The sequence below is a fragment of the 'Nostoc azollae' 0708 genome (genome assembly GCF_000196515.1).
Lineage (GTDB): Bacteria > Cyanobacteriota > Cyanobacteriia > Cyanobacteriales > Nostocaceae > Trichormus_B > Trichormus_B azollae.
The window spans coordinates 2453751-2479301 of the sequence record NC_014248.1 but is presented as its reverse complement, the minus strand read 5'-3'; the positions used below and the strand labels follow the sequence as shown (position 1 = coordinate 2479301).

Genomic DNA, 25551 nt, shown 5'->3' with positions numbered 1-25551 from the left:
ACTTTATACAGTTTTTGTGAACCTATAGTATTTACACATAGAAGTTATAGTTTCTAAACTCACCTTCTTACTCTCCCCTTCAGCCATATTTTTAAACAAAACAGTAAACGCACCAGCACCTAAACCATCTTGTGGAAACATCCGATAACAAGGAATGGTAGTTAAATGCGATTGATAACTTAATAAATGGCTAACTTCCACAGCTTGAAATTGGGGAAATTTCTCTAATAACCATTCACATACCTGCTCATTTTCTTCTGGAGAATAAGTACAAGTCATATAAGCTAAATAACCTTGTGGTGCAACTAATTGCGTTGAGTTAGCAATAATGCGTTTTTGACGATTCGCACTTTTATTAATTGAAGTATGATGAAAACATCCCGGTGCTTTTTCACCTTTAGCTAATAAAGATTGACCAGTACAAGGTGCATCAACTACCACTAAGTTGCTAGTTTGTAATAACATTTGTGCAAAAATACTAGAGTCCCGATTTACTACACCAGTAGGTTGAATTTGGCAACGTTTCAAATTGGAAATTAGCATTCCTAACCGCTTGGCGATGACTTCATTACTGATCAGTAAATCAGGTTTTAATGCTTTCCAAGCAAAAATACTTTTACCCCCTGGTGCGGCACACATATCAAATAATAAAGGTACTGGTTGATTGATAGTTAATAAAATAGAAGCAGCAAATACAGATGAAAAATCCAAACAATAAAAATGTCCTTGTTGATGCAAGGGATGTTTACCTGGTTTTTCTCCAATATGTAAACGGTCTACAAATTTGGGTTGCCAAGGTGTTGGTATTTCTACTGCAAATGGCATAATGTCTGGTTTTTCTAGACACCACAAAATACAAGGCGAAAAAGGTTTAGGATTAACTAAAGCTTCAATGAAGCCTCCTTGTTCATCGGCATGTTCAAATAAACTACGGGAAACTTTAAGTAATAACTTTGAAGGCTTTTCCATATTTCAAAATTCGGTAATTTTAGCTAATTAGAACACTGTTGAAACTGTTACACCAGAACAATGCAATCAAGGTATTTGGCTGCATACTAAAAATATAATGACCACCATTGAGATTGCGTTTTTAAAGCGCGTCCGGCACGGCTTCCGGCCTATGGCTAGAAGCTAACCGTGTTTTGGCACTTGTTAAATTAACCCATTGCACCGGAGAGGTCATGAACTTAAATAATTTTCCGCAGGAATTACGCCAAGAAGCACAACGTTGGCGGGATGAAGGACTTATTAGTCCTTCCCAATACCAGCAGATTGCAGACCGTTATCAATTTAACAAAATAGAAGCAGCTGCAAAGGAAAGTTCTGGGCTAATAGCCATTGCTGTAGGTGGCTTGCTTTTAGTTCTAGGTGTAATTATCTTTGTAGCAGCAAATTGGCAAACATGGTCAAGAGAAGTCAAGTTTATCTTGTTAATAAGTTTGTTTTTGTCTACTGCTATCACTGGTTTTTTGACTTGGAGAGAACCTACACTTGCTAAAGGTGAAGATAAAAAACAACAACGTAGTAAACGCCTACTAGGAGAAGGATTACTAATTCTCAGCGCCTTTATTTTAGGGGCAACTTTAATGTTGATGGCGCAAATATTCAATATTAGCGGTTCAGCTTCTGAGTTGTTTTTGGCCTGGGGTTTTGGTGTTTTAGTGATGGCTTATAGTCTATCCCTCAATTTTTTGGGGGTTTTGGCTATTGTTCTTGTACAAATCGGCTATTGGATAGGATTAAGAGAGTTTTGGTCTTCTCCGATTGATTTGAATTGGGCGCGTTTAGCAGTGCGGCATATGTCCTTAATTTCATGGTTGCTGTTTGTACCTTTAGCCTATATTTGTCGTTCACGGGTGATATTTGTATTAGGTGCGGTTGCTTTTACTCTTTCCTTGCAATACAATCTCAACCCCTTACCATTGCTAACTTTTTCTGATGTAGTACCTTGGGTAGCGTCTTTTGCATTAGCACTTCCAGGGGCATTATTCTGGAGTTATGATGATTTGCTGTTCCCCACCATTAATTATAGGTTGTTTCAACCCATAGCCCGTAATTTAGCGTTGGGATGTTTTGGTGTAGTATTTTATATGTTATCTTTCCGTTGGCAGTGGCAATCTTTCAGTTATGGTTATGGTAGTTCACCAAACAATTTCTCGAATGTATTTCAATCTCTGCCGATAATTGATTTGGGAATTATCAACGGTTTGGCAGTTTTGCAATGGTTATTTCTATTTCGTCATCGAGGTAATGCAACGCGCAGAGAAGTATTTTTTACCATCACCGTCATTACCATCTTTCTGAGTTTTATTGTTATCATACCTTTTTGGCATCAAGCTATCGGTCGCATTACTGAACTGGGTATTTTTGTTTTCAATGTCCTGTTGACAACTTTAGCTTGGGGATTGATGCAAGAAGGATTGAAGTTAAGTAACAGACTCTCTTTTTGGTGTGGTATGCTATTACTCATCCTGCAAATTATCAGCCGCGTGTTAGAGTACGATACAGATTTATTGTTTAGATCACTAGTGTTTGTATTGTGCGGTTCTGGTCTGATTTCTGCGGGTCTTTGGTTTGAACGTCGCTTCCATGAACGGAGTTCGGTGAGGAAACAGTAGGGAAGTTATGTAATTAGAATTAACAGATATATTAAATCTCTGCGTTGAAAATCTTATTAGTCATTGGTCATGAGAGGATATTTTAAAAATCTAAAGTTTGATACTGTAGCTTGCTTCTCGCAGGGTATGTAGCGATAGTGAAATCATGTATCTTATAACTTGATGAAAAATCGAGATTCTGACCGGAACGCAGTGGAGGGAAGAATGACAAATTATACCCACGTATCCTCTCGTTTTAAAACATCCTCTTAGTCACTAGTCATTGATAACTGACAACTGATAACTGATAACTGATAGCTGCTGTTAACTGAAGATTCACCAATTATTTATTATGACAAATAACTCGCCTGAACCTGAAAAAACCTTAACTCCAGAGAAGGAGTTTTCTGAAAAATTGACTTTTCGGGATTACTTAATAGCTACTGAACAGAAAGCTAATCAGCCGTTACCGATTTGGCGATTAATTGCTCCTTTGATGGTACAGATTGGATTAATTTTGGCAGTTCCAACCCAAGCGATGTATACGGAAGTGACTGGTAAATCTGTCATTTTGCAAACTATACCTGCATATTCTAATAATTTTTTGCAGGGTTCTTCTTTGTCGCTTAATTATAGTATTTCCCGCAATGAGACTTTGAGAAGATTACCTGGTTGGAGAGATTGGGTAAGACGAAATTCTCTGAGAAATGGACAAATAAATCAAGGAAGTATCTTGTATTTGATTTTGCAAGAACAACAATATTTTAATCGTAGTGTTCCTACAGCTTGGAGACCAGTGCGTATAAGTAGTAATCGACCCATGTATTTACCCAATAACCAGGTGGCTTTAAAAGGGAGTTATCAAGATGGGTTGATTAACTACGGTTTGGAAAACTATTTCATTTCTGAAGAACAAAGACAGCAGATTAATAATGATCTGTTGCAAACACAGCAAAACAGAGATGGACGGAGATCACCAATAGTGGTCAAAGTTAAAGTAGATCCTCAAGGTAATGCTGTGCCGACGAGTATGTGGATAGGCGATCACAATTATCGCTTTTAATAGTTATCAGTTATTTAGTTATCAGTCATCTTTTATCAGGTTGTTTACTGTTTGCTGTTCCCTATTTTATTCGTTGTGTCTTAAGTTCCAGGCTGCACTCAAAGCGGCTCCAGCACCGGCTAATAATCCTGTACTCATGCCTTGAATAGTTCTCTCTACCTGGTTTTGGGTCAGACATTCGCTGGTGACTGTATCAGCATTTAAGCACATTCTGCTTTCTGCCCATCCAGAAGTTCCGCCTAAAATGACACCAGATACAGAACAGGAAACAACAAGAAGCAACAAGCGTTTCGTTTTTCTATCCATAGTATGGATGTGTGAAATAGAGGAGTGAATTAAGTTTCCAGCTACTTTACACTGTTTTGCCAACTTTTGGACACCCTTAAATCCGACCAGCCAATGCTGCAACCACTGAAATTAAGCGATTGGGTTCGATGGGTTTAGCAACATGAGTTTGGAATCCTGCGGACAAGGCCTCTGTTTGGTCTGTATCTCCAGCATAGGCTGTCATTGCAGCAGCAGGAATCTGCCCTCCTTCTTCGGCACTGAGCGATCGGACCTGACGAATTAGCGCATAACCATCTTCCTCCGGTAGCCCAATATCAGATAGAAGCACATCATATCCATGAGGATTAGCCTTGAGTATTGATAAAGCTTCTTTTACCGATCCTGCCTCTGTTACTTGTATTCCATACTCTTCCAGCACGATTTGAAATAATTGACGAATATCTGCTTCATCATCGACCATCAGCACCCGCACACCAGCTAATGATGGGGAAGAGACAGGGGAGTTGGAAGCAGGAGAAGCCGGATAAATAACTGGATTTTGAGGATTTGCTATAGCACTCGTTTCTAAAATCTTTTCTAGATTAGTTTGCAGAGGTAGTCTAACAGTAAAAGTAGCACCTTGACCCTCACCTGGACTTGTCACTTCCACTGTACCACCGTGGAGTTCTACCAAATGTCGCACAATCGAAAGTCCCAATCCTAGTCCAGTATTTGACCTGGTTGGGCTACGATCAGCCTGACGGAAGCGGTCAAAAATATAGGGCAGAAAGTCTGCGCTGATACCTACCCCAGTGTCCCTAACTTGAATTTCACCTTGAAAAGGACTGTAATCTAAGGTGATATCAATTCTTCCACCCACAGGAGTAAATTTAATCGAGTTGGAAAGTAAATTCCAAATCACCTGTTGTAAGCGAATTTGATCTCCAACCAAGGTTCTTCCAGCAGAATCGAGTCTCGATTGAATTTGAATGTTTTTAGCATCTGCGGCCAATTGCACCACATCTATCGCCGCTTCAATCACAGGAATAAGCTTAACAGGCTGTGCTTCCAGACGCATCTGCCCAACGCTAATACGGGAGATATCCAATAAATCCCCAATCAGCTGATGTTGTGCCTTAGCACTGCGCTCAATGGCTTCCAATGCCTGATTAGTCTTGGCTTCGTCCAGCTGCTGTTTTCGTAGCAATTGCGTCCACCCTAGCAGACAATTCAGCGGATTACGTAACTCATGAGAAAGAACAGATAAAAACTCATCCTTAGCACAGTTGGCTGTTTCTGCCGCAGTCCGGGCTGATTGTTCTTGAGCTAGGAGTTGAGTCCGTTCTGCTTCTAATTGCTTGCGTTGGGTGATATCCTCAATTACCAGGATAATCATTGGCGTATCACCTATTTGCGTAATTTTTCGGCCATTGAGGCGCATAATTTTGTGACCGATTTGCTCAAAGTCATGCTCAATTTCTACATCTTGAAACTGGCCTTGTTGGGGGATAGTATCTTCCAAGAGCGAGCGCAACTGGGGAATATTCCACTGTCCATCACCGATTTCATAAATGAGGCGATTTTCTGTTTCTTTTGCTCCCACCTGGAATGCTTCATAGAAAAACTGATTAGCAGTAACCACTTTTAAATCTACATCCATCACCACCAAAGATTCCCGCACGGTAGACACAATTGCCGCTGCATATTCACGGAATGATTTGAGGATATTAGCATTACGTCTGATATCATCAATATCAACCAAAATTACCACCGCACCATCAATTTTGTTGTCAATAGTCCGATATGGTCTGATGCGTAGATCATACCAATGACCATCTAAATCTTGCACCTCCTGCGTTTTCAAGTTCGAGGTGCTAATTACTTCTACAATCTTTGCTTCTAAATTGGGGACTTTTAATTTGTGTTTAATATTACTCAATGGTCGTCCCTTATCAGTAGGAATTAAGTTAAATATGATCTCTGCTGCTATATTAAAGCAGCGAATCTTTAAATCACTCCCTACCATCAGGATAGAAATATTAATACTACTAAAGAGATTTTGTAAATCGTTACTAACCAGAGTCGCTTCTATATTTCGCCGTTGCAGTTCGTCGTTAATACTATTTAATTCTTCATTGGTAGCCTGAATTTCTTCCTTAGCAGTTTCCAATTCTTCATTGGTACTGTGCAACTCCTCATTACTGGAGAGTATTTCTTCATTAGCTGCTCTCAAATCCTGATTACTGGCTTGCTGTTCCTCAATTATTGATTGCAGATAGTCTTTAGTAGATGTTAATTCGTGCTGAAGAACAGTAATTTCCTGCTCATAACTGTTTTTTGTTTCCTGTTCAGGTTTAATATTGCTATCTGCTGCCGTTAGCAAACTTTCTGAAAGGGGGATATCCTCAAACAAAACTAAAAAAAAGTCTTCTCCTGCACCAAGAATTGGCAAGGGAATCACATGGATGTTTACCATCCTAAATTTGTTTTCTTCTTTAATTCGTATCCCTTCTGTTTTAGTGGCGATGGCTTGCTTTTTAGCTTGATGAACTGAGCTACGTAACTCTAGCCGCAATTCTTCTTTGGCCATTTTCAGCAAATTGAAACTGGGTCTACCTGGTGCAGGTTGTAAATAGCGACTTGTCTGACCTCGGAATTGTAAAATCTCCAGATCATTGTTAATAATCACACCTACAGGTGCGAATTTATTTAATACAATTCTGTCAGCCTCTTTGTGTATTTCCACATCATTCCACGAATCATTACTTATTAGCAGTGGAGATTTTGTGGTTTCCACAGGATAGTTACTAGTTATTGGCTCAATAGGGAGCCGGGTAGATGCTATTTTCCGCGCATAAATCTTGTACTTTTTATCCACTAAATTAAACAAGTCAGCAAATTCCCCCACTGTCTCCGATGTGCCTAACATCAAAAAACCTGTAGGTTTAAGACCATAATGAAAGATGGGGAGGAGCTTTTGCTGAGCAGTAGAACCCAAATAAATCAAGACATTCCGACAAGTGATCAAATCTAGCCGAGAAAATGGGGGATCATTAATCAAGTTCTGTCTGGCAAAAACACACAGGTCTCTGACTGATTTAGTAATCTGGTAGCCACTGTCTATATGAACAAAGAAACGGTTTAATCGTTCTGGAGAAATCTCTGCTACTTGATGCAGTTTGTAGATACCGATTCTAGCTTTTTCTATTGCCACTTCATTGATATCTGTAGCAAAAATCTGGATGGGTATATTAATTCCCCGATTAGTTAAAAATTCCAGCAAACATATAGCAATCGAGTAGGCTTCTTCACCAGTTGAACATCCCACAACCCATATACGAATGGGATCATTGGCTTTACGCTGCTTAGTAAGCATATCTGGAAATACTTTGGTTTTTAAAGCTTCAAAAGCTTCTGAATCTCGGAAAAAACTGGTGACAGTAATTAAGACATCTTGATACAATGCGATGACTTCTGCTGGATTATTCTGGAGATAATTAACGTAATCTTCCATCTGATCCAGTTTATACAATATTATTCGCCGTTGAATTCGCCGCTTTAGGGTAGTCTGTTTGTAATAACTAAAGTCAACACCTGTAGCTACCCGTAGCAAATTGAAAATCTTTAACAAAGCATCTGTTTTTTTCGGCATAACTTCAGTCGGTTTGAGAGGTGTTGAGTGGTTAATATAGGGATGAAAGCTGATCTTTACTAGTTTTTCGGCAATTTGTTCGGGGGTGAGGATAAAGTCTACATAACCAGAAGCCATCGCTGTATTCGGCATACTACTAACTTTTGCTGATTCCTCACATTGAGCAAAAGTCATCCCACCTACTGCCTTGATGCTTTCTAAACCCCTTGTTCCATCTCCATCACCCCCTGACAGCACAACTCCAATGGCTTTGTTACCCAAATCCTCTGCTAAGGAAAAAAAGAAACCATCAACTGTCATTGAGAGGCCATAAGTCTTCTCACGGGGCTTCAGTTTCAGCACTCCTTCTCTAATGGTCATTGTTGCATTGGGCGGAATCACATAAACATGATTCGGTTTCACAGACATCGCTTCCTCGGCCTCTGTCACCACCATTTGGGTTGTCGGAGAAAGAATCTCTGTTAACATACTTTTTTCCTGGGGGTTCATGTGCTGAACCAGCACAAATCCCATACCTGTATCCGCTGGTAAATGGTTTAAGAGTTGTGTAAATGCTTCTAATCCCCCCGCAGAGGCTCCAATCCCGACAATTGGAAATAAATCTTTTTGTTTCCCCTGTTGCTGTGGGGATGCTTTAGCGGTGGAATCATCAGCTTCAGATTTGTTAGAAGACCGCCTAGAGTTCATATTATGCAACCGAATTCAAGTCCGGGATCTGACTTTTTGAGTTATAAAGATCTGACTTTGCTAGGTCTACTCTAGCGGAATATAGGTTATATGGCGTAGGTATTAATGCCAACAAAAAAGCAACATTAAGTAAGACTTTAGAGGTAATTGTATAAATAATCGTCATCCGATTTGAGACTTTGAATTTTTATAAGCAAAATAGGTGATGTCAGACAGGCTTTCGCCAAGTAAGACTTTAGAGGTAATTGTATAAATAATCGTCATCCGATTTGAGACTTTGAATTTTTATAAGCAAAATAGGTGATGTCAGACAGGCTTTCGCCTGTAATTGCTGTTTGACACCAGAATCTTCGCCCTTCTAGGGAGGTAGGTATGTCACTGTATTGGGGTTTCCGTTGGTGTTGGTTCTTCTGTTGGTTCTTCTGTTGGTGTTTCTGTTGGTGTTTCTGTTGGTGTTTCTGTCGGTTCTGGTTCTGGAGGATTTTCTGCTGTAACTGTGAGTTGATAGTCTACCAGTTTTGATGCTTTGGAAACAACAACAAATTCATAAAATCCCTTTTCTGGTAATGTTTTGGTAACTGTACGCTGTTGAGAATCTTCTAATAATGTCACTTTTTCAGAAGGGGAATAAATTGACAGTAAAATTTGCGAACTTGCATCTATTTTAACTTCTAGATTTTGGTCTTTAGCAAGTCCAGCTATGAATACCTTACCTCCTCCTGGTGGAAGTGAGCCGCTAAGTATTTTACCTATATCACCTTCAGGAAATACTATTTTCTCAAAGGCGGTATTGGATAGGATAGCCTTAAGTTCATCACTGACAAATCCGTGCCAAATTTGTCCAATGGGTTGAGTGAGAAAATCTTTTCCTTTATATTCAGGAAATTCCTTCAAGAAAGCAGCGTCTCCTAAATCATATAAAGAACGACTACCAACGTTAACTTTATTCACTTCTACTTTCCATTGATCGCGTTCTGCTGAAGTATAAGTTCCTATTAGACGACGAGAGTTGGAACTCAATCCTGATAACTTTTCTAGGACTTGGGATGCGATTTGATCCCATTCTTTTCGCAAGCTTTCATCGTCTGCACCATTGCTGAGGGTACGTCTTTTTAAACTGGGGTTTTTCTCCCAAAAGACTTGATTGACTAAACTCACATAATAATTAAAATCTATATCTAATTCCTGGCGGTGATCGCTCGATTTTCTTTTCCGTTCTCTCTCTTCTGGTGAATAATTATCGAGAATCTCAGGGGATTTACCGACCCTAGGGGTAGGACTGAATGTAACCAAGGAGTTGCTTCCTCCTATATCCCTTGTCCGGTTATTGAGTCCCCACCAAAGTAGCCCTGTACTAACAGATAAGGCTACAGTAATAATGAAGACATGAGTTATTATCCAAATATTTACGGATTGGGGAGTGGGAGTAATTACAGGTTGAGGTGCTGGGTTTTTGGCGGGAGAAACAGCAACAGTTTCCGATGTGGGAATAGGTCTTGGTCTAGGAGTTGGTGATGGAGTTGGAGAATAGTTCCCAGGGGGTTAATCTAAAGTATAATTAGCTACTGTAGTACTCAGTTCCTCTACCACTTGATGGGGTATTTTATAGGGCTCGCCAGCTGTTGCACATAGTATTTTATCTAAAATTTGCCCAAATTCGGAACTAACGTTAACTTCCCGCCGCCATTGCCAATTGAGATTATCAGTATCAATTAGTTCTTGGGGGTGTTTACCTGTCAGTAAAACTAAGACTGTCACAGCCAAAGCATATAAATCAGTATGGGGAAAAACTGCACCTGTTTGCATTTGTTCAGGAGGTGCAAATCCCACCTTTCCTAACAGAGTTCCACTGGAAGGAGATGAGATCATACCAGTTTGGTAATATTGAGAAGCGACAGTTGCCGCAACTTGTTTAACACCACCGAAATCAATTAAAACTGGTAATTGATCAAAAGCCCGCAGCATTAAATTATCAGGAGAAATATCACGATGAATTACACCAACTGAGTGAATATATTCCAGCACTGGTAAAATTTGCTGTAACAAGTGACGAGTTTCTATTTCTGTAAATCTTAAACCCAGTTGTTTGCGGCTATTTAATAAGGAATCATAAGTTTGTCCTTCTATATGATCTTGTACTAAAAACAGACATTCCTTACCTTCCAAATTGATGCGTAATAATTCTCGGAAACGGGGAATTTGGGGATGTTGCAATTTATAGAGAACACTGGCTTCTCACTGAAATAGTTCTTCCGCCTTTTGAACAACGTAAGGAGTTTGTACTTGGGGTGAAAATTCCTTTAAAACACAAGCTTCCCGAAAGCGGTTACTATCTTCAGCTAAATAAGTACGTCCAAAACCTCCTTATCCAAGTTGACGAACAATCACATAGCGATCGCCTAAAGTTAATCCCGGTTGGATACCACTACTTACTGGCTTCTCTAATATCTTCTCCCCACACTGGATACAAAACTTACTACCAGACGGATTTTGATGCCCTTTAGAACAATAAAAATTACTCATTAGTTATTAGTTATTATTTATTAGTCATTAGTTATTAGTCATTAGTTATTGTCATTGGGAAAATCACTTCCCCATGTTCCCCATCTCCCCCAGTCCCCAATTACCTATTTGCTACTTGATCAGATGCGATCGCATACCAAATTGCTAGGAAAGTCTGCTGATTTAGTTTCCCACGCTCTTGACCAGGAAACAATGGTTCAAATTTTTGATATGTATCTGATCGCAAATCCTGAAAAGACGTATATTTACCCAACCTCCGAGCTTTAGCCAATTGATCCCACCTTTGGGAATCTTGTTGACTATAGCTACCTATCTTTCTCCGCGCTGTTTCACTTAAATTAGCCTGTTCAATTTTCTTCAACAACTCATTAGGAATACCATTCCATTGTTCACGCAAAACTATATCTTCCGGTTTATCACTTAACTTCCGTCCCTGCAAATCTGGTTCATGAGTATAAAAAGTTTCATTAACTGTCCTAGTGAAAAGTACCGAAGGAATCTCTAGCTGTTGCAAGCGGTCAACAAGCTCCTGAATACTAAGCTCACCCCTTTAAACACCTACAGGACTATTGATAGATGGAATTTTGGGAACTTCAACTTTTGGTAAAGTAATTGATGATATGCTTTTCAGCATAAAATTAGAAAGCGCCCACACACCTGCAACAGTTAAAGTTACACCCGTATTTATAATAAAACTGACAGCAAAATGGCCCAACCATACAGGCATAGGTATTTTTTGGACAACAACACTAGTTCTGTTATGAACTCCACTACCAAAATTGCGAGCGTGTTTTATCCCCGGCGCTGCTACCATTGTTTTCAACTTAGTTATATAAGAATTAGAATTATTGCTAGAAGGTTGCATAGTATTTACCGTCGGAATAGTATTAGCTGATTAGACAGAACATGGGGAAGGTAAATCTTTCATTACTTGTTGTGCTGTTTGATAGCAATGGCTTGGCTTATATGCCAACATCTTTTTTAGAACAGCTTCCAACTTAGAACCAACCTGAATTTCCTTCTCCCAGTACCAAGTCCCGTTATAACTATCGTATAATTTCTGCGGTTCTTTACCCGTAGGTTCTTTACCCGTAACTAACACCAGGTCCGTCACGGGTACAGGGCGAAAGCATGTAAATATGGTAAATATATACTAAGAAACGAGAAAGGTAGGGAGGGCTGATGATATGGAGGTTGACCAATGAGGCTCTGATGTAAAGTCATTGTAAAAGTAGAAGAAGAAAGTCCCAAAAAGTGTGAAGCTCAAGCCCAAAATCACGATTACTGACCACGTTGCACAGATGGAAGATCCAAGAGTAGAGGGGAGGAAACGACACAAGTTAATTGACATTCTTACCATTGGAATTTGTGCAGTAATTTGTGGAGCAGATAGTTGGGTGGCAATTGAACTCTATGGCTGCACAAAATATGAGTGGTTAAAAACCTTTTTAGAACTAGGAAATGGGCTCCGGTCCCAGGACACATTTGGAAGGGTATTTGCACAATTGAATCCGCAAAAATTTCAAAATTGTTTTTTGAACTGGATGAAATCAGTACATAAGATAAGGGATGGTGAAGTTGTGGCAATTGACGGGAAAACTTTATGTAGTTCTCATGGTAAAAATAGTGACTAGAGTGCAATCCAAATGGTAAGTGCATGGGCAACTACAAATAAATTAGTGTTGGGACAGGTGAAGGTGCATGAGAAATCAAATGAAATTACAGCAATTCCCGAATTATTAAAGGTTTTAGAATTAGCTGGATGTATTGTCAGGATTGATGCCATCGGGTGTCACAAAGACATAGTAAAGTTAATTACGCAAGAAAATGCAGATTATGTAATTACTTTAAAAAAGAACCAAGGTAATCTGTATGAGTCAGTAGAACAGCTATTTAAGTCAGGGATAAGTACAGGTTTTCAAGAGCTTCAACATAGCACATATAAACCCGAAGAAACAGGGCATGGTCTTCATGAAATCCGCAACTTTGGGTTTCAGCTTGATCCTGATTCAGTTTGGTCAAATCTAAAAAGTGTTGGGATGGTAGAACCTATCGGATAAGTGGATGATAAAACAACAGTAGAGACTCGTTATTTTATTAGTAGTCTTGAGTCAAATGGAGAATAATTGGCTAATTCTGTCCGCAGCCATTGGGCAATAGAAAATTCATTGCATTGGGTATTAGATGTAGCTTTAAAACAAGATGACTGCCGGATTAGGAAAGATAATGCTCCACAAAACTTTGCAGTAATGCGGCAGATAGCAGTCAATCTTTTGGGTAAAGAGAACCCCGTGAAGCGGGGGATAAAAAATAAACAGTTTTTGGCAGAAATGGATAATAACTCTTGAGAAAGAGTTTTAGCTTTAGCCTCAACTAACTTGTCAACAATTTACTGAATATTTTCTTCTGCTTATTTTTACAGATAAGTTTACTTATTTATGGATGAATAGTTAGCTCATTTATCCTTAGCTAAGAGTTATTCAATTGGAGATAAGCTAATTCATCGCTTAGTAAAAAAGTGATTAATTTTGTTTATATATCTATCAAGCTTTGCACTTATATATATAGATGATTTTAAAATCCTCATTAGTTTTTATTAGGAAATAAGGTGCGTTTCCCCTGCAAGGGATGGTTAGGACTCAAAGAATATCAAGTTCGAGATAACAGCAGTTTACTGCGCCATTTTATTTTGGTTTTCTGTGCATACACTTTTATGCTTTCCCATCAGTGGACTGGAGGATTAAGACAAAGGTGGGCTAAGAAACCTTTGAATACTTTCACTGAAGCTTTAGAACGCACATTCCGCACCCTAAACTGCCACAGAGAGAAATTACGGAGACAAAAAATCCAAGGGAGCATAAAAACAAACATATGCAGTGAAAAAGGCCATTGGAGAAACAGTAAAGCACCAAAAATAGGATCAAAAGCTCTTCTCAATAAGAGGCTATTGATAAAGTAAATGTAAAGGGGAGTAGAAAAGGAATGTTGGAAGGATAGGATACATAAAATGTAGTGTATTTACATAGCTACTGATGGAACGAAAGTCTTACCCCACAGACTTAACTGATATGGACTGGGAAATCCTGGCCCCATTGATTCCACCAGCCAAAGAAGGAGGGCATCCACCCACAACAGATATGGGTGAAATATGTAATTCCATCTATTATCATTTGAAAACTGGATGTCAATGGAATATGCTTCCAGGTGACTTCCCGCCAAAGTCAACGGTATATAGCTATTACAGGAAATGGCAGGGCCAGGGGGTTTGGGAAAAATTCAACCATACATTGGGTGGTCAAGTTCGCTCGAAATTAGGTAAATGAACACAACCTACCGCGCTCGCCGTAGACAGTCAGTCGGTCAAAACTGACCAAAAAAAGGGGATGTGTATGGTTTTGACGGATGTAAAAAGGTGAAAGGAAGAAAGGGGCATACTTTAGTTGATAGCCTGGGACTTATGTTGAAACTTGTTGTTAGTCAAGCGAATGTGTCAGAACGAATACTTGCTGCCTATACACTAATGGAACTGCTAGAGAAACCCACAGAATTATTGGAAAAAGTCCAAGTTTTATGGGTTGATTCCGGTTATGACGGTGATAAATTTGCACTTGCAGTTTGGTTCCTGATTCAAGCTCATGTTGAAGTCATAGGACCTACTGAGCAAGAATTTAAAGTTTTACCACAACCCTGGGTAGTAGAAAGAACATTTGGGTGGTTTAACCAATATCATCGTCTAAGCAAGGATTATGAGCGTCTAACACAAATGAGCGAAGGGGCTATATATGCTCTTATGACTAGAATTATGCTACTTCCTCTTCTCTCCTAAACATTTACTTTATAAATCATCTCTAAGGAGCAATAAGAAAGAACACCGCCCAGAGCAGTCAACAGATAAATGAAGATATTCAAGAGATAAATCATAACTTAGACTAATAGATTGAAGTAAAAAAAGAAATTATGGACATAGTAAAATAGAGCTATAAATCAAAGACATTAGGTTATTTTCTCATAGAAATTAAATTAAGGCAAAACAATGATATGGTAAAAGATTCACAATGAAATCTCTCTCTTGAGTCCAGTAACAGATGTGTTGTTCTTGGTTAAGTGTAACTAAATGAATAGACTGAAAGCATGGAAAAATCCAGCGTAAAGTGGGGCGGTCAGTTGGTTTGCCCAATTGATTTTTTACTGTTGATTTAGACTCTCTCAAAGGGGTTCTAATTTGTCGTTGCCCTAAAGTATAAACTAGCAGACATAAACCCATAATCATTCCCAGGGACTCTATTCTCTCTGGACTTTTTAGGAAAATCCTGTCTGCAAAAAATAATGGGTCTTTGAGAAAAGCAAACCCTCTCTGGCAAGACTGTTGAGCTTTATATTCACTCAAGATGGAGTCATGGGTAAGTTCATTTGAATCCAAAAGGTTTGTAGCAATAATAAAAGGCCCTGTCCTCAGAAATTCTGTATTAATTTTACTTTCATTCTGGGAGACTGTAGCTGATATTTCAGAGGATATCTCTCCTGAACTATCTTTTTTAGTAGATTTGATTTGAGTAAGTTTACTCTGGTTAATTTGGTGATATTTGAATTGTTTGAATAGTTTAGATAAACCCTTGATAGCATCAGCCTCACAAGCAAATTTTTCTGGTGATAACTTTTTCAAATCTTGTACAGCTTTTGATTGTGCCTTGGTAATTTTTTGTGATAGTTTACCCAGGTCTGATTCTCTTATTTCTTGACTTTACACTACTAACCATCTTTGTTATATTCCTGGATAATTTAGTGTTTTTGAAGCTAGTTTATATCCGGGTAAGTTACTATCAACACATTCTGGTTCTGGTAATGTTGATATTAATCATTGTGCTGATTTCACGCTTAATGGCACTGGACATAACCAGCTTAAATCTGACATCATTTTCAGATTTGATTCTGTATATAAGGCCCAGTCTGATACTATGAGACTATTTTTAATTGTTGTTGGTACTCTACTGGTATTTTACCAAAGCATGATGAATCTGCTTGGTTTCCCGATGCTAGTTATAAAAATATATATTGGTATGTCTCCATCTCCTGAACATATCATTTCTATAATGAACTATTTTAACTCCGGTCTATGGTCACCAGAATAACCGTAGGTGATGGTTATTTCTTTTAGTAATTTTACTGCTAATTCTTCTAGTTCTTGATTATCTCCTACTTTTTGACTCTCAAATATTACTTCTGGTAAGCTGGTATTATATTGCCCATCTATGTACATTTATGATGAGTCTAGATGCCCTGCTCATAGGGATACTCCAAATTTTTGGGCTGCTTTTAAGGCGACAATAAAGAATATTCTATCCAATCCTTTTATAAATAGTTTATCCATGACTCTCCCCAGTTTATCGTCCTTGAGATATTCTGGTTTTACTCCTGGTCCTATTAGATGGTCACAGGGGATTGTTTCAAAATCTTGGGGAAACATATATAGGGGTTTTTATACAAATCCTAACCCGTTGATTATCATGGCTTTTACTACATGACCCGGACTTACTTTCTCTCCAATTTCAACGGTTATTTCTACTACTCCTATGGCGTCTATTATTCCTGCTACTATGCCTCAATGGTCTAGGTTTTGGATTTCCATTTTTTGAAGCTTTGATTTCACAACAGAATTATCCACAACTCCTGTTGTGATTAAATCATTTCTTCTTCTGTTCTAATTTAATTTTTAAATCATTAAATTTTCTTTTCTTTTATCTTCTTTACAAAACTTTATTCTCTCACTCTATTGCCATTTTAATCATCCTTGTTCTCATTAAGCTTTTTCTTGCTTCCAGGAGATTTAGTTGTTGTGTACTACTATCTGTGACAGTTAGGTTACAGTTAGGGTGCGGAAGGTGGGTTCTAATAATTGATAATAATTATTAGCCTTAATATAATCTTGCACCAAAAAGAAAAAATTCCTAGTACCAATTTTTGCCTCAATAGAAGCGTGAAAACGCGTTATTTGAGGATGTTGAATCTTTTTTAGTATACTTGCTTCCCTCTCAAATAATTCCTTAGCTTTTTGCAAATCCTCTGTTTTCACAACCTGGGGTGCAAATTCCTTTAAAACGCATTACTGTCAAAAACAAAGCTTCACCACAATGAGTACAAAAACGGTGACTACTATTATTAGCGTGTTCTTGACTGTAATATACTTGCATGATCTTGAAAAATAAATTAGGGCTAATCAAGTTATAGAACACAGAAAAGACTATTTACTGATCAGTTAGGGAGCATCCCAATTTTGCAAAAATATCGTCAATTATCATTCTGTTAGCAAAGCGTGGCGTAAGCCATGCGGAACGGAGTGAAGTGAAGAATCTCCGAGATGCTAGACCCTCCGGCACCCTTCGCTAACATTGTGCTGCGCTTCATACCCTGCGGGAAGCAAGCTACAGCATAACAATAGACTTATACATTTGGGATGCTCCGATTAGTTAGGAGATCACGCTTACCAATCACCAGTTAAGTAGTCATGCAAAATAAATTGCACATTTCGCTAAGGGAAAGGGGAACAGAACAATATTTTAGTACTGCCGTGAACTCAAAATGCTTCTTTCAGAAGAGCTACCCTAACAAAATACTGCTTCCAGCAGGCTGCGCCAACAAAATTCAAAATGTATACGGCGTCACTTGTGAGAAGTGAAGGCTGAAAGTCTTTTGTCAAGAGGCCTTTGGAGAAATATGGAAAAAAAACTGGTCAGTCCCACGTTGAAGATCAGGAGAAGGAGTGACAATTAACTTAACATTTGGTTTTCGCTTCTGTTTGATAATACCTAAATCTCGATTTTGAGGGTCAGCAAAGTATTTAACAGGATCTGTTGCGTTACCTTTTTGATGAGCTATAGTAGAATTATAAAGACCACGATAGATCATTTCTAATGAAATCTCATCAAAAGGCAGAGAAACTTCATCTGCTACGGTATCACCTAAATCTACTAAAACACTATAAAATAACCACGTTACCCAAATTTGTAATTTAATTCCATTGATCGAACCTGTTTATAAATAACTTAAACCCAAGAGTCTTTTGACCCTATTAAAAGCATCTGAAGTTCGCCTTGACTAAGTTTTCTGGGATTACACCACAGAAAACCATCTCTGGCTAACATTCTTGTCAGTTCTCTGACTCCTGCTATATCTCGCCACAGTAAGGGTCAACACTGCAGCCATGATCAACGGTAAATTCAGTATCCGTTGTCTGATTCCTAGTTTTCGGTAGTAATTTTCTTGATTTCTAATGGCTGGTGTTAGTAATCTTTCCAATTGCTGGGCTATTACTTCATCTTCCACCATTGGTCTCTGTTTGTTTTTGCCGTGGTCTCGATTGGTTTTTCGGCTGCCTGTCATGGCTTGTTTCAATTGCTCAATTAATTGTCTACACTGAGTTTCTCACGATTTTTAACCTATCCAAATACCACCCTTGACAATTTGTTCTTTCCCTTAACTTGTCACTAATGATACGGCGTGAGCTTTTCAGAGATTTGGAATGGTTGGTTTATTTACGCCGTACTTTACTAGGAATTTCTATTTTGGCGCAAATAGTTACCCAGAAAATATCTCACAGAAAATATCTCAGTTGGATTAGAACAAACAATAATGAGAGAATGGGTGACCAGTAAATTCTTTTTATAAGTAAAGGAAGATGCAGACAAAAACCGTTTTTTATCTATAAGTTGTAGAGTTAGGAGCAAATACAGAGAAGAGCGAAGAAAAAACCGAAGCAATAACTGCTTCTATACTTTCTCAATTGTTGCGTCTGAATAGCGAGTTTGCTAACTATGTTCCCTTAGAATATCAAAGCCCACAAATAGAATTAAAATCTACTGGTGATTTAGAATATTTCCCTGTGGGGGTGAAACACAGATATAGACGAAAATAGAGCTATGATTTATTAACCTGGGCAATGCCCACCTTAAGCATTGAAAGATGGTAATCGAATTAATGGTGTCGTCTATTGCTTCTGTAGTAACGAGATCTGTAATACCTACAATGATAGACTTTATAATTATTTATACCAGTACAAGTCCGATAACATCTAACATGAGTAGTCGTATGACAACGACGATAATTATGATTTGCATCAGCGTTTTCAAGAATACCCAGCAGAGACATAGTCGCTATCACTGTAGCGAGAATAACAGAAGTAATTGGTTTCATGAGGATAATTTGAAGAGTTTAGTAATGATTTCTAGAAGCGTAGGCAGGAAGTTTAATAAGCGTAGATTACATCAAGCCTTGAATCGATTCAATCAGCAAATGTTCCAAAATTACTCAATATTAAGAATCCTATTTAACTCCTTAACTGATTGATAGAATTAGGGAAAACAGCTCAGAGTAATGATTTTTATCACATATCAATTATAAGTTGCATATTAATTAAGTCAGCATAATTAAACATAAACCATAAAAAAATAAACTCCCGACTCTCAAAATGAGGAATATTTTACTGCCTAGCTAGTGTGAAGATTATTTTTAATCAAGATATATATAGCTAAATCATAGTTAGATCATAATCACCTCTTAAGCTCAAAGTGAAATCCTATTGTTTGTAAGCTCTAATATTCAGTAAATACCAGTCTTCTAAAGGCTATGAAATAAACGAGATTTGAGAACACCTAGTACTGAATTTTTTTAGCTTTTATCACCACCGATTGTAAACTGATAGTATCGGCTTACAAGTAATTTTCCCAGCTCAATTCATGCCTTAACATATCAGGGCTTTTTACTGGAACTTAAAGCATTTATTTTTGCCTTCAGTCTCGAAAAAGCATTTATTTAATAGGTTCATTTTCATACTTTCAATTTAACTACTACTGATGGTTGCATCTACATAGCTATCGTCAATTTTTGATGTTCTTCCTCGTAATTGAATCTCTACAAACTATGCAGCATTTTATTACCCGCAACTTGGGTTAATAATTAGTGTCTTGTTAAATAAGGGTTTGAAAATACGTTGTTTGTCTATGGTTAACAGTTGACAAGGTTGATTTGATTAGATATCTGAATAAGTAGCCACAGTAATGCTATTTGAATAACTAAGTCGATGACAGCAACGGGTGCTAATGCTTGTAAAAAATCTAGATAAGATAGCTGATCCCTGAAAATGAGCCAATGAGGATATTTTGGGAATTACTGCTTAAAGTTGCTACTTAACCTATATTAGTTGCTCCGGTGATCGCTAATAAATTGGGATTTAATCCCAACACTTGTGTCAGGCTAAGAGTTAATGGTGTAAAAACTAGTGCCGAAGTTTCATTGAGGAAAAAAGCGGAAAGAATCCCGCTACCGAAGGTTAAAGTGATTAACAAGCCTAAAGGACTGGGGGTGATACTCAATAAGACCAATAAGGCTTGAGTGAAAAATCCTGCTGAGCGGGACTTAAACAAAAATCAAGCCCAAATGTAGCCCAAACTAGCTTGATAAGAAGTAAACACGTCTGGCTTCAAGTTGAACCAATCAATAAATAGAAAAGATATGGCTGTTCTCAACGCTTCTAAAGCTTCAGTAAAAGTATTCAAAGGTTTCTTAGCCCACCTTGGTCTTAATCCTCCAGTCCACTGATGGCAAAGAATAAAAGTGTAGGCACAGAAAACCAAAATAAAATGGCGCAGTTAACTGCTTTTATCTCCAACTTGATATTCTTTGAGTCCTAACCATCCCTTGGGTTCTCTGTAAACAACTTCTACCAAATTTCTTTGAGAATATGTATAAACTATCCATTGGGGTGTGACAATTGATCAAGAAACATTGGTCATAAAGTAGTCAATATCAGTGGGTTGAGAGAAGGTAGAAGTGTTGATGACCATAGTAATATTCCCCTTTCCAGTTAGTTAAGGGTGATATTTCTACTTCTTTAGTTACTACCCATAATGTTTTGGGTTTATCTAACTCCAGTTGAATTTCTGTAAAAGCCTGTTGGGGTAAACTTTGTGCTAATTCATCTAACCTAATTATTTGTGGACTATCCTCTTGGTCACTGGCAAGGACTTTGGGATTTTTAGCTAATCCTCCTAAATACTTTAAATTCCGATTTTCCATCTTTTAATAAGAAAGATGTATTGTGGCCATATCCAGCATCTATAATTACTATTCCTGGTTGATAACCACGCCTTAAGGTCAGATGTATTAATTTAATTCCTAACTCAGGTTTATTCTCAAATAGAGGGTCTTGTTTCCCCTTGGGTAAAGAATCAGCCTGGTGATATAACTCTATATGTAATGGTAAGCTTTTACTGGCATCATAATAGATGTATGTGTTGTTACTACTACTATTCCAGTATCCCTTTTCCCAATTTCTCCAATATATTTTCTTCCTACTCCATCCCTAAAATTCCCCCTTTTTCTATGGACAGAATAATCAATTATTAAGCTAAATCCTCTGGTGATTCTCCTCTGACTACACTTGTTCATAATCTCTACCCGATGCTCATTGACTTGGGAACTGGACCAAGGTGCTTCAGTTAAAACGTGGTGTAATCGGTGGTAGGTCACCCCTAGGGCATTCTCTGCCATTTGAAATAGGTTTTTTCTCTCACTTTCACCCAATCATCCCCCTAAATAATGTCTAAACTCTCTTCTTTCCCCTTGATGAGTAAATACATCATCAAACCTTTAACACCATCTTTCAAACCATGGTGCCATTGCTGGGGCAGTGGTTTCTGTCATCAGGTTCTTTTAACGTGAAAGCTACAGCGAAATCCCATTATACTCCTTTTTACTCTTAACTTTTGTTTAAGTCCCGATAGGATAGATTAGCGTTAACTACCATCATGCTGAACAAAAATATGATGGTTTTGGCATCAATAGCCAGCCATGCTTCCTGTAAATTTAAGACTTCCAAAGCTATCAACCACCCAGAACCGACTAAGGCTATGGTAAGGTGTTCATTCTTAAACTGGGAATGTAACCCGGTGTAACCTCAAGTAAGTTAGCCCTAATACACGATAAATAGCAACTCGCAGCATAATCACTGCGTTTAACGCTAGATAAACAGCATTTATACTTATAAAGTATACAGATAATCCAAAGATATATTAAGTCTTGTAACGGTTACAGTCAAACCCGTCCAAAGGTAGAGGTCTTCATTAGAATTTAAAGTGTGTCAAGTTATTAAAAGGATAAACTAACTAGAGTACCCATTTTTAGGAAATTGGGTTTAACTTGACGTAGTAATACACAGGTTCTGACTGTAAGTGGCTACTCAGACTTTTTACAAGATTTCCGTCAGAATGCTATTCTTCCAGTTTAAGTAATTGTCAGATTGTATATTCATCAGTAAGGTGAATACCCTCATAAGAAGAGAGGAGCAACCATGAAGGTATTTGAAAGTACCACAAAAAAGATTTTTTTCGCAAGCTCGGTATCGCTCCATGAAGCAGAGACTAAAAAGGCTGATGTCTCCCAGTTACAAGTTTCTTATTCTCAGTCTGCTTGGAATTTTCTTCGTCCTTTCCGAGATTGGTTGGATAACTTAAAAGTAGGCGATCGCCAATTTGCTCACAGGTTGTGTCAATTAATTCCGGCTCAATGTCCTTTTGAGAGAGATGTCAAATTGTTTGGTAAAACCCTATTTCACATTCCCCCTATGTGTAAACTAAACCCTCTTTATGAAGAAGTAGTAGCTTTAAGATTTCGCGCACTGTGCTATTTAGCTGATGAATGCGGCGAGGATATTTCACAGTATTGCTAATTTATAAGTAATAAGTAAAGAATAAAAAGTTCAGAGTTAAAAACTTTTTTCGTTAACTCTGGACTTTTTAATCGGTGTACGGGCGTCAGAGAAAGTCCAATGCCCAATGACTAATTCTTAATTTTTGTTATTTGCCATTTTTGAATGGCATCTTGAGCATCTTCGTAAGCGGGGGTGATTTGTGGAACTAAAGCTGCTGTTTCAATGGCTGCGGTGATTTCTCCTTGAGCAGCACGATTTTTAGCCAGGTCTAAAATTTTTTCACTCCATTGATAGATAGATTTTTGCGCGATTTCAAAACCCGGTTGTCCTGGTGGTACTTTTTTAGCTACTTCGATCGCACGGTTGTAAGTAGAGGCTTGTTCAGGTCGAATTAAACCATTTGCAGCGTCTAAGAGAGTTTGATTGCTCAGAAATTGCTTGGCTTCTAATTGCCATTTTTGAATTGCTGCGAGGGCTTGAGGATAAAGGAACTCGTCTTTAGTAATTAACCCAGCGGTGGCGATCGCATCGCCGTATTCTCTCTGTTGAGCGTGGTCTGTGGCTAAATCTAAAATCATTTGATTCCAAATCTGAATATTCTCCTGTGCCTGTTGATATAGCAGTTCATAGGGTTTAATTCTTTTAGCAGATGCGATCGCTAACCTCAAATCACCAGGTTCTGTTTCCCTCAAAGACATTTTCTTTAACTCCGAAAGTCCTTGGCTACGCTTTTGGGAGTCAGAAATAGAACTCATGGGAGTGGCCATTGGTTTTATTGTTTCCACAGCCGAGGGAACAGGAGGCAACCTCTTGGAGAATTCAGAGTTAGAAGTAGTGGTGTTGTTAACCGCTGGAGATAACTTTTTAAAGCGAAACTTGGCTTGATTACGGAGGAGAAAAGTAGTAATTAAAGCAACTACAATCATGCTGCCTCCTCCCCATAATATAAATTGTTTCCAAATGGGGCTGTTTTCCTGAGTTGAAGGCCGGGTGTAATCTTTAGCAGAAGAGGGAATAAACCTGCGTCCTGAATTTAATTCTGCGGAAGTGGCCAGGATTTGATTATTATCTACAGATGGCTTGGTAACTGATATACCTGAAGTTTTGGAGTTGTCAATATTTAAGGAAGTCTTATTGAGGTTAGTTTCTGCTGTTTTATTTTCCGCCCACCAAGCTTTATCTGTAGTGGAACTTGTAGAGTCTTTATATGCTAGGGAGGGAACAGTTAGAGGTACAGCAAAGTTTTCTTCAGGAAAAATCAGTTGCGCTGTTTCAGCTTCCTTATCCAATGTCAAGATGGGCAAAATGGCTGGGGGAGTTTTGGGAATAACAGTTACAGGATTTTGGATAGGTCGCCAGTGGTGCTGACAAAGTTGTGGAGTCAGGGAACTGACATAGCTTTCTAAATCTGTTAAGTTGCTACCTTGGCCAGAATGTAAAGCTTCTAATAAGGCTGCTGTAAAGAATCCGTGACCTAGTTCCGTGCTGTCATGAGAAAATTCTTCTGGTTGGCAAGAAAGCATGATAGCCATTTGTAATTCTTTGGCAATGTCAATAATTTCTTGACCAATCGGAGCATCTGCTTGTGTGCCAAAAGCCCGGTTGATATCGAAAATCAGCAATGCATTGAGTTCGGCAACTTGGAGACTTTCCATAACTTGGCGCACTTCTATCCCAGTTTCTGCTACCAAATTGGGATTACCATCTGCTGGCATTAAGTAGTCTTTGTCATTATGGTTGACTCCATAGCCACTAAAGAAAAACCATAAATAATCTTCTGGTTGCCAAGATATTGCTGCTAATTCCTCCAATATAGACAGAATATTGTCTTTCGTTGGATAAGAGGTTTTTTCCCCTATTAGTGGCGAAGTATTTGTCATGAGTAGGCAGTTTTGGCGCAAAAAACCTACTTCTGTCACCAAAAATTCCTTTAGTTCCTCAGCATCGGTTTGAGCGCAACTTAAAGGTTGAAATAATTCATATTGATTGATGCCAATAGCGATCGCCCAGTAATTTACCATCCCGCTCTTTGTCGGTTTTTGTTTGCTTGTCTAGAGTAGTACTTATAACGTTAAGATAGCGGAAAATACTTGCATTCGATTAAAAGAGTCATCATTTACGAGGGCTACAAGTTTATGAACAGGATTTACACCGCTTCACCATCATCAATCATCCCCTTTTCATTTATTGGCCAATTTGACAGCAAAATCCGGATCATTCAGGCTGGAGTTTGGCTTTTGTTGGCATTTCCTCTATGGTTGGCCACGGAAGCCATCGCACCACAAATTGTGCAAGCTTACACCGCTAGAGTTGATTTAGCCATTGACTCGCTACCACAAGAAAACTATGAGACGGTTCTGAGAAGAGCTGAAGCAGTCGTGAGAACTGCAGTTCAACGTAGCTTTGACCAGGATATTTTAGTCACAGAAGTTTCTATCATTGTCACCGTACAAAATCATGGCAGAATTGCGCCAGTTTTAACTTTAGATGTGAGTCGTGTGCAATGGAAACAAATACCTGATCCCCAACGTTGGGCGACTTATTTCAAAACGGCGCGCTCGCTACTATTATTTGAATCACAGACCATACTCCCTGATCCTGAGCCTACAGCAAAACCTCCAGCCACAACCACACCTCCCAGCAAGCATTAACGTTCCTGGAGTGCAACCGCCAAATCTACCACCAAGAGAGAACCGATAATTGGGCATTCATTGGGCATAGAAAAATCTCCAACGGTATGCCTATTACCTGCGTGGAAAAATTTTCAGTTGATTCCTCAATCAAATTTCATTGCTGATGTCAGCTGATGTCAATTGATGCCTTAAAATAGAAAGGTTGTCAAGAATCACGATATCCGCTCCCAGCATTAACGTTCCTGGAGTGCAACCGCCAAATCTACCACCAAGAGAGAACCGATAATTGGGCATTCATTGGGCATAGAAAAATCTCCAACGGTATGCCTATTACCTGCGTGGAAAAATTCTCAGTTGATTCGTCAATCAAATTTTATTGCTGATGTCAATTGATGCCTTAGAATAAAAAGGTTGTCAAGAATCACGAT

At 38.5% G+C, this 25551-nt stretch carries 13 protein-coding genes and 13 pseudogenes; 9 read left to right on the top strand and 17 right to left on the bottom strand.

The genetic code is table 11. From position 1 onward, the window contains the following. Nucleotides 1-3 precede the first annotated feature (3 nt). On the bottom strand, nt 4-969 hold the full coding sequence (locus tag AAZO_RS11320; protein WP_013191338.1) for an RsmB/NOP family class I SAM-dependent RNA methyltransferase: 966 nt from the start codon (nt 967-969) through the stop codon (nt 4-6). 212 nt (nt 970-1181) lie between these two features. Here AAZO_RS11320 and AAZO_RS11315 point away from each other — a divergent pair, with 212 nt between their 5' ends. Together AAZO_RS11315 and AAZO_RS11310 are read left to right on the top strand one after the other, a co-directional pair. Further along, nucleotides 1182-2618, top strand: a complete 1437-nt coding sequence (locus AAZO_RS11315) for a DUF2157 domain-containing protein (protein WP_013191337.1) — start codon at nt 1182-1184, stop codon at nt 2616-2618. Nucleotides 2619-2949: 331 nt separating this feature from the next. Continuing rightward, the gene (locus AAZO_RS11310) at nt 2950-3660 is read left to right on the top strand and encodes a GDYXXLXY domain-containing protein (protein ID WP_013191336.1); all 711 of its coding nucleotides are present in this window, start codon (nt 2950-2952) and stop codon (nt 3658-3660) included. A 66-nt stretch (nt 3661-3726) separates the two neighbouring features. Here AAZO_RS11310 and AAZO_RS11305 read toward each other — a convergent pair whose 3' ends face one another. The 6 genes and pseudogenes from AAZO_RS11305 to AAZO_RS26550 form a co-directional block, all read right to left on the bottom strand. Beyond that, entirely contained in the window at nt 3727-3966 is a 240-nt protein-coding gene (locus AAZO_RS11305) for a hypothetical protein (RefSeq protein ID WP_013191335.1), read from the bottom strand. Between the two features lie 76 nt (nt 3967-4042). Continuing rightward, complete coding sequence (locus AAZO_RS11300) at nt 4043-8266, bottom strand: chemotaxis protein CheB (RefSeq protein ID WP_013191334.1); 4224 nt, start codon at nt 8264-8266, stop codon at nt 4043-4045. 375 nt (nt 8267-8641) lie between these two features. Beyond that, a pseudogene (locus tag AAZO_RS11295) lies at nt 8642-10789 on the bottom strand (protein kinase domain-containing protein). A 100-nt stretch (nt 10790-10889) separates the two neighbouring features. Beyond that, nucleotides 10890-11303, bottom strand: a complete 414-nt coding sequence (locus tag AAZO_RS26560; protein ID WP_049790682.1) for a hypothetical protein — start codon at nt 11301-11303, stop codon at nt 10890-10892. Between the two features lie 36 nt (nt 11304-11339). Continuing rightward, nucleotides 11340-11654: a hypothetical protein gene (locus AAZO_RS26555; RefSeq protein ID WP_049790681.1), complete on the bottom strand. Its 315-nt coding sequence runs from the start codon at nt 11652-11654 to the stop codon at nt 11340-11342. A gap of 30 nt (nt 11655-11684) precedes the next feature. Beyond that, nucleotides 11685-11903 carry a hypothetical protein gene (locus AAZO_RS26550; RefSeq protein ID WP_049790680.1) on the bottom strand — a complete coding sequence of 73 codons (219 nt, stop codon included), beginning with the start codon at nt 11901-11903 and terminating at the stop codon, nt 11685-11687. A gap of 142 nt (nt 11904-12045) precedes the next feature. On the opposite strand from AAZO_RS26550, the pseudogene AAZO_RS11285 reads away from it, so the two are divergent. Then, nucleotides 12046-13137: pseudogene (locus AAZO_RS11285) on the top strand (ISAs1 family transposase). A gap of 275 nt (nt 13138-13412) precedes the next feature. Continuing rightward, nucleotides 13413-13598, top strand: a pseudogene (locus tag AAZO_RS33710) (IS701 family transposase); the annotation flags it as partial. Here AAZO_RS33710 and AAZO_RS38025 read toward each other — a convergent pair. Further along, nucleotides 13514-13789: a C4-dicarboxylate ABC transporter gene (locus AAZO_RS38025; protein WP_081462766.1), complete on the bottom strand. Its 276-nt coding sequence runs from the start codon at nt 13787-13789 to the stop codon at nt 13514-13516. The pseudogene AAZO_RS33710 and the gene AAZO_RS38025 overlap by 85 nt on opposite strands. 32 nt (nt 13790-13821) lie before the next feature. On the opposite strand from AAZO_RS38025, the pseudogene AAZO_RS30035 reads away from it, so the two are divergent. Next, nucleotides 13822-14615, top strand: a pseudogene (locus AAZO_RS30035) (IS5 family transposase). 23 nt (nt 14616-14638) lie between these two features. Here the strand turns inward: AAZO_RS30035 and AAZO_RS38020 are convergent. The 5 genes and pseudogenes from AAZO_RS38020 to AAZO_RS44595 all read right to left on the bottom strand — a co-directional run. Then, nucleotides 14639-14710 (bottom strand): annotated as a pseudogene (locus AAZO_RS38020) (C4-dicarboxylate ABC transporter); the annotation flags it as partial. 94 nt (nt 14711-14804) lie between these two features. Further along, nucleotides 14805-16385 (bottom strand): annotated as a pseudogene (locus AAZO_RS43725) (IS1634 family transposase). A 288-nt stretch (nt 16386-16673) separates the two neighbouring features. Then, nucleotides 16674-16977, bottom strand: a pseudogene (locus tag AAZO_RS33700) (serine/threonine protein kinase); the annotation flags it as partial. Between the two features lie 502 nt (nt 16978-17479). Further along, nucleotides 17480-17875 (bottom strand): annotated as a pseudogene (locus AAZO_RS44600) (IS4 family transposase); the annotation flags it as partial. Between the two features lie 21 nt (nt 17876-17896). Then, complete coding sequence (locus AAZO_RS44595) at nt 17897-18166, bottom strand: hypothetical protein (RefSeq protein WP_476691477.1); 270 nt, start codon at nt 18164-18166, stop codon at nt 17897-17899. 178 nt (nt 18167-18344) lie between these two features. Here AAZO_RS44595 and AAZO_RS38000 point away from each other — a divergent pair. Both AAZO_RS38000 and AAZO_RS43720 read left to right on the top strand, forming a co-directional pair. Beyond that, nucleotides 18345-18698: pseudogene (locus AAZO_RS38000) on the top strand (phenylacetate--CoA ligase family protein); the annotation flags it as partial. A gap of 792 nt (nt 18699-19490) precedes the next feature. Continuing rightward, nucleotides 19491-19598, top strand: a pseudogene (locus tag AAZO_RS43720) (IS982 family transposase); the annotation flags it as partial. Between the two features lie 135 nt (nt 19599-19733). On the opposite strand, the pseudogene AAZO_RS11245 reads toward AAZO_RS43720, so the two are convergent. The 3 pseudogenes from AAZO_RS11245 to AAZO_RS37995 form a co-directional block, all read right to left on the bottom strand. Continuing rightward, nucleotides 19734-20187, bottom strand: a pseudogene (locus AAZO_RS11245) (SLC13 family permease); the annotation flags it as partial. Nucleotides 20188-20208: 21 nt separating this feature from the next. Further along, nucleotides 20209-21484, bottom strand: a pseudogene (locus AAZO_RS30020) (IS701 family transposase). Nucleotides 21485-21560: 76 nt separating this feature from the next. Then, a pseudogene (locus tag AAZO_RS37995) lies at nt 21561-21783 on the bottom strand (anion transporter); the annotation flags it as partial. A 347-nt stretch (nt 21784-22130) separates the two neighbouring features. Between AAZO_RS37995 and AAZO_RS11235 the strand changes: the two are divergent. After that, nucleotides 22131-22508: a Mo-dependent nitrogenase C-terminal domain-containing protein gene (locus AAZO_RS11235; RefSeq protein ID WP_013191330.1), complete on the top strand. Its 378-nt coding sequence runs from the start codon at nt 22131-22133 to the stop codon at nt 22506-22508. A gap of 110 nt (nt 22509-22618) precedes the next feature. On the opposite strand, the gene AAZO_RS11230 is transcribed toward AAZO_RS11235, so the two are convergent. Beyond that, on the bottom strand, nt 22619-24511 hold the full coding sequence (locus tag AAZO_RS11230; RefSeq protein WP_013191329.1) for a caspase family protein: 1893 nt from the start codon (nt 24509-24511) through the stop codon (nt 22619-22621). A 114-nt stretch (nt 24512-24625) separates the two neighbouring features. On the opposite strand from AAZO_RS11230, the gene AAZO_RS11225 reads away from it, so the two are divergent. Beyond that, nucleotides 24626-25141, top strand: a complete 516-nt coding sequence (locus AAZO_RS11225) for a hypothetical protein (RefSeq protein WP_013191328.1) — start codon at nt 24626-24628, stop codon at nt 25139-25141. Nucleotides 25142-25551 lie beyond the last annotated feature (410 nt).

Excerpts from the sequence above, each read along its gene's own strand:
- AAZO_RS11310 (WP_013191336.1), top strand. The coding sequence starts at position 2,950 with ATGACAAATAACTCGCCTGAACCTGAAAAAACCTTAACTCCAGAGAAG.
- AAZO_RS11225 (WP_013191328.1), top strand. The coding sequence starts at position 24,626 with ATGAACAGGATTTACACCGCTTCACCATCATCAATCATCCCCTTTTCA.
- AAZO_RS11230 (WP_013191329.1), bottom strand. The coding sequence starts at position 24,511 with ATGGTAAATTACTGGGCGATCGCTATTGGCATCAATCAATATGAATTA.
- AAZO_RS26555 (WP_049790681.1), bottom strand. The coding sequence starts at position 11,654 with ATGCAACCTTCTAGCAATAATTCTAATTCTTATATAACTAAGTTGAAA.
- AAZO_RS11300 (WP_013191334.1), bottom strand. The coding sequence starts at position 8,266 with ATGAACTCTAGGCGGTCTTCTAACAAATCTGAAGCTGATGATTCCACC.
- AAZO_RS11235 (WP_013191330.1), top strand. The coding sequence starts at position 22,131 with ATGAAGGTATTTGAAAGTACCACAAAAAAGATTTTTTTCGCAAGCTCG.
- AAZO_RS44595 (WP_476691477.1), bottom strand. The coding sequence starts at position 18,166 with ATGACAGGCAGCCGAAAAACCAATCGAGACCACGGCAAAAACAAACAG.
- AAZO_RS11315 (WP_013191337.1), top strand. The coding sequence starts at position 1,182 with ATGAACTTAAATAATTTTCCGCAGGAATTACGCCAAGAAGCACAACGT.
- AAZO_RS11320 (WP_013191338.1), bottom strand. The coding sequence starts at position 969 with ATGGAAAAGCCTTCAAAGTTATTACTTAAAGTTTCCCGTAGTTTATTT.
- AAZO_RS11305 (WP_013191335.1), bottom strand. The coding sequence starts at position 3,966 with ATGGATAGAAAAACGAAACGCTTGTTGCTTCTTGTTGTTTCCTGTTCT.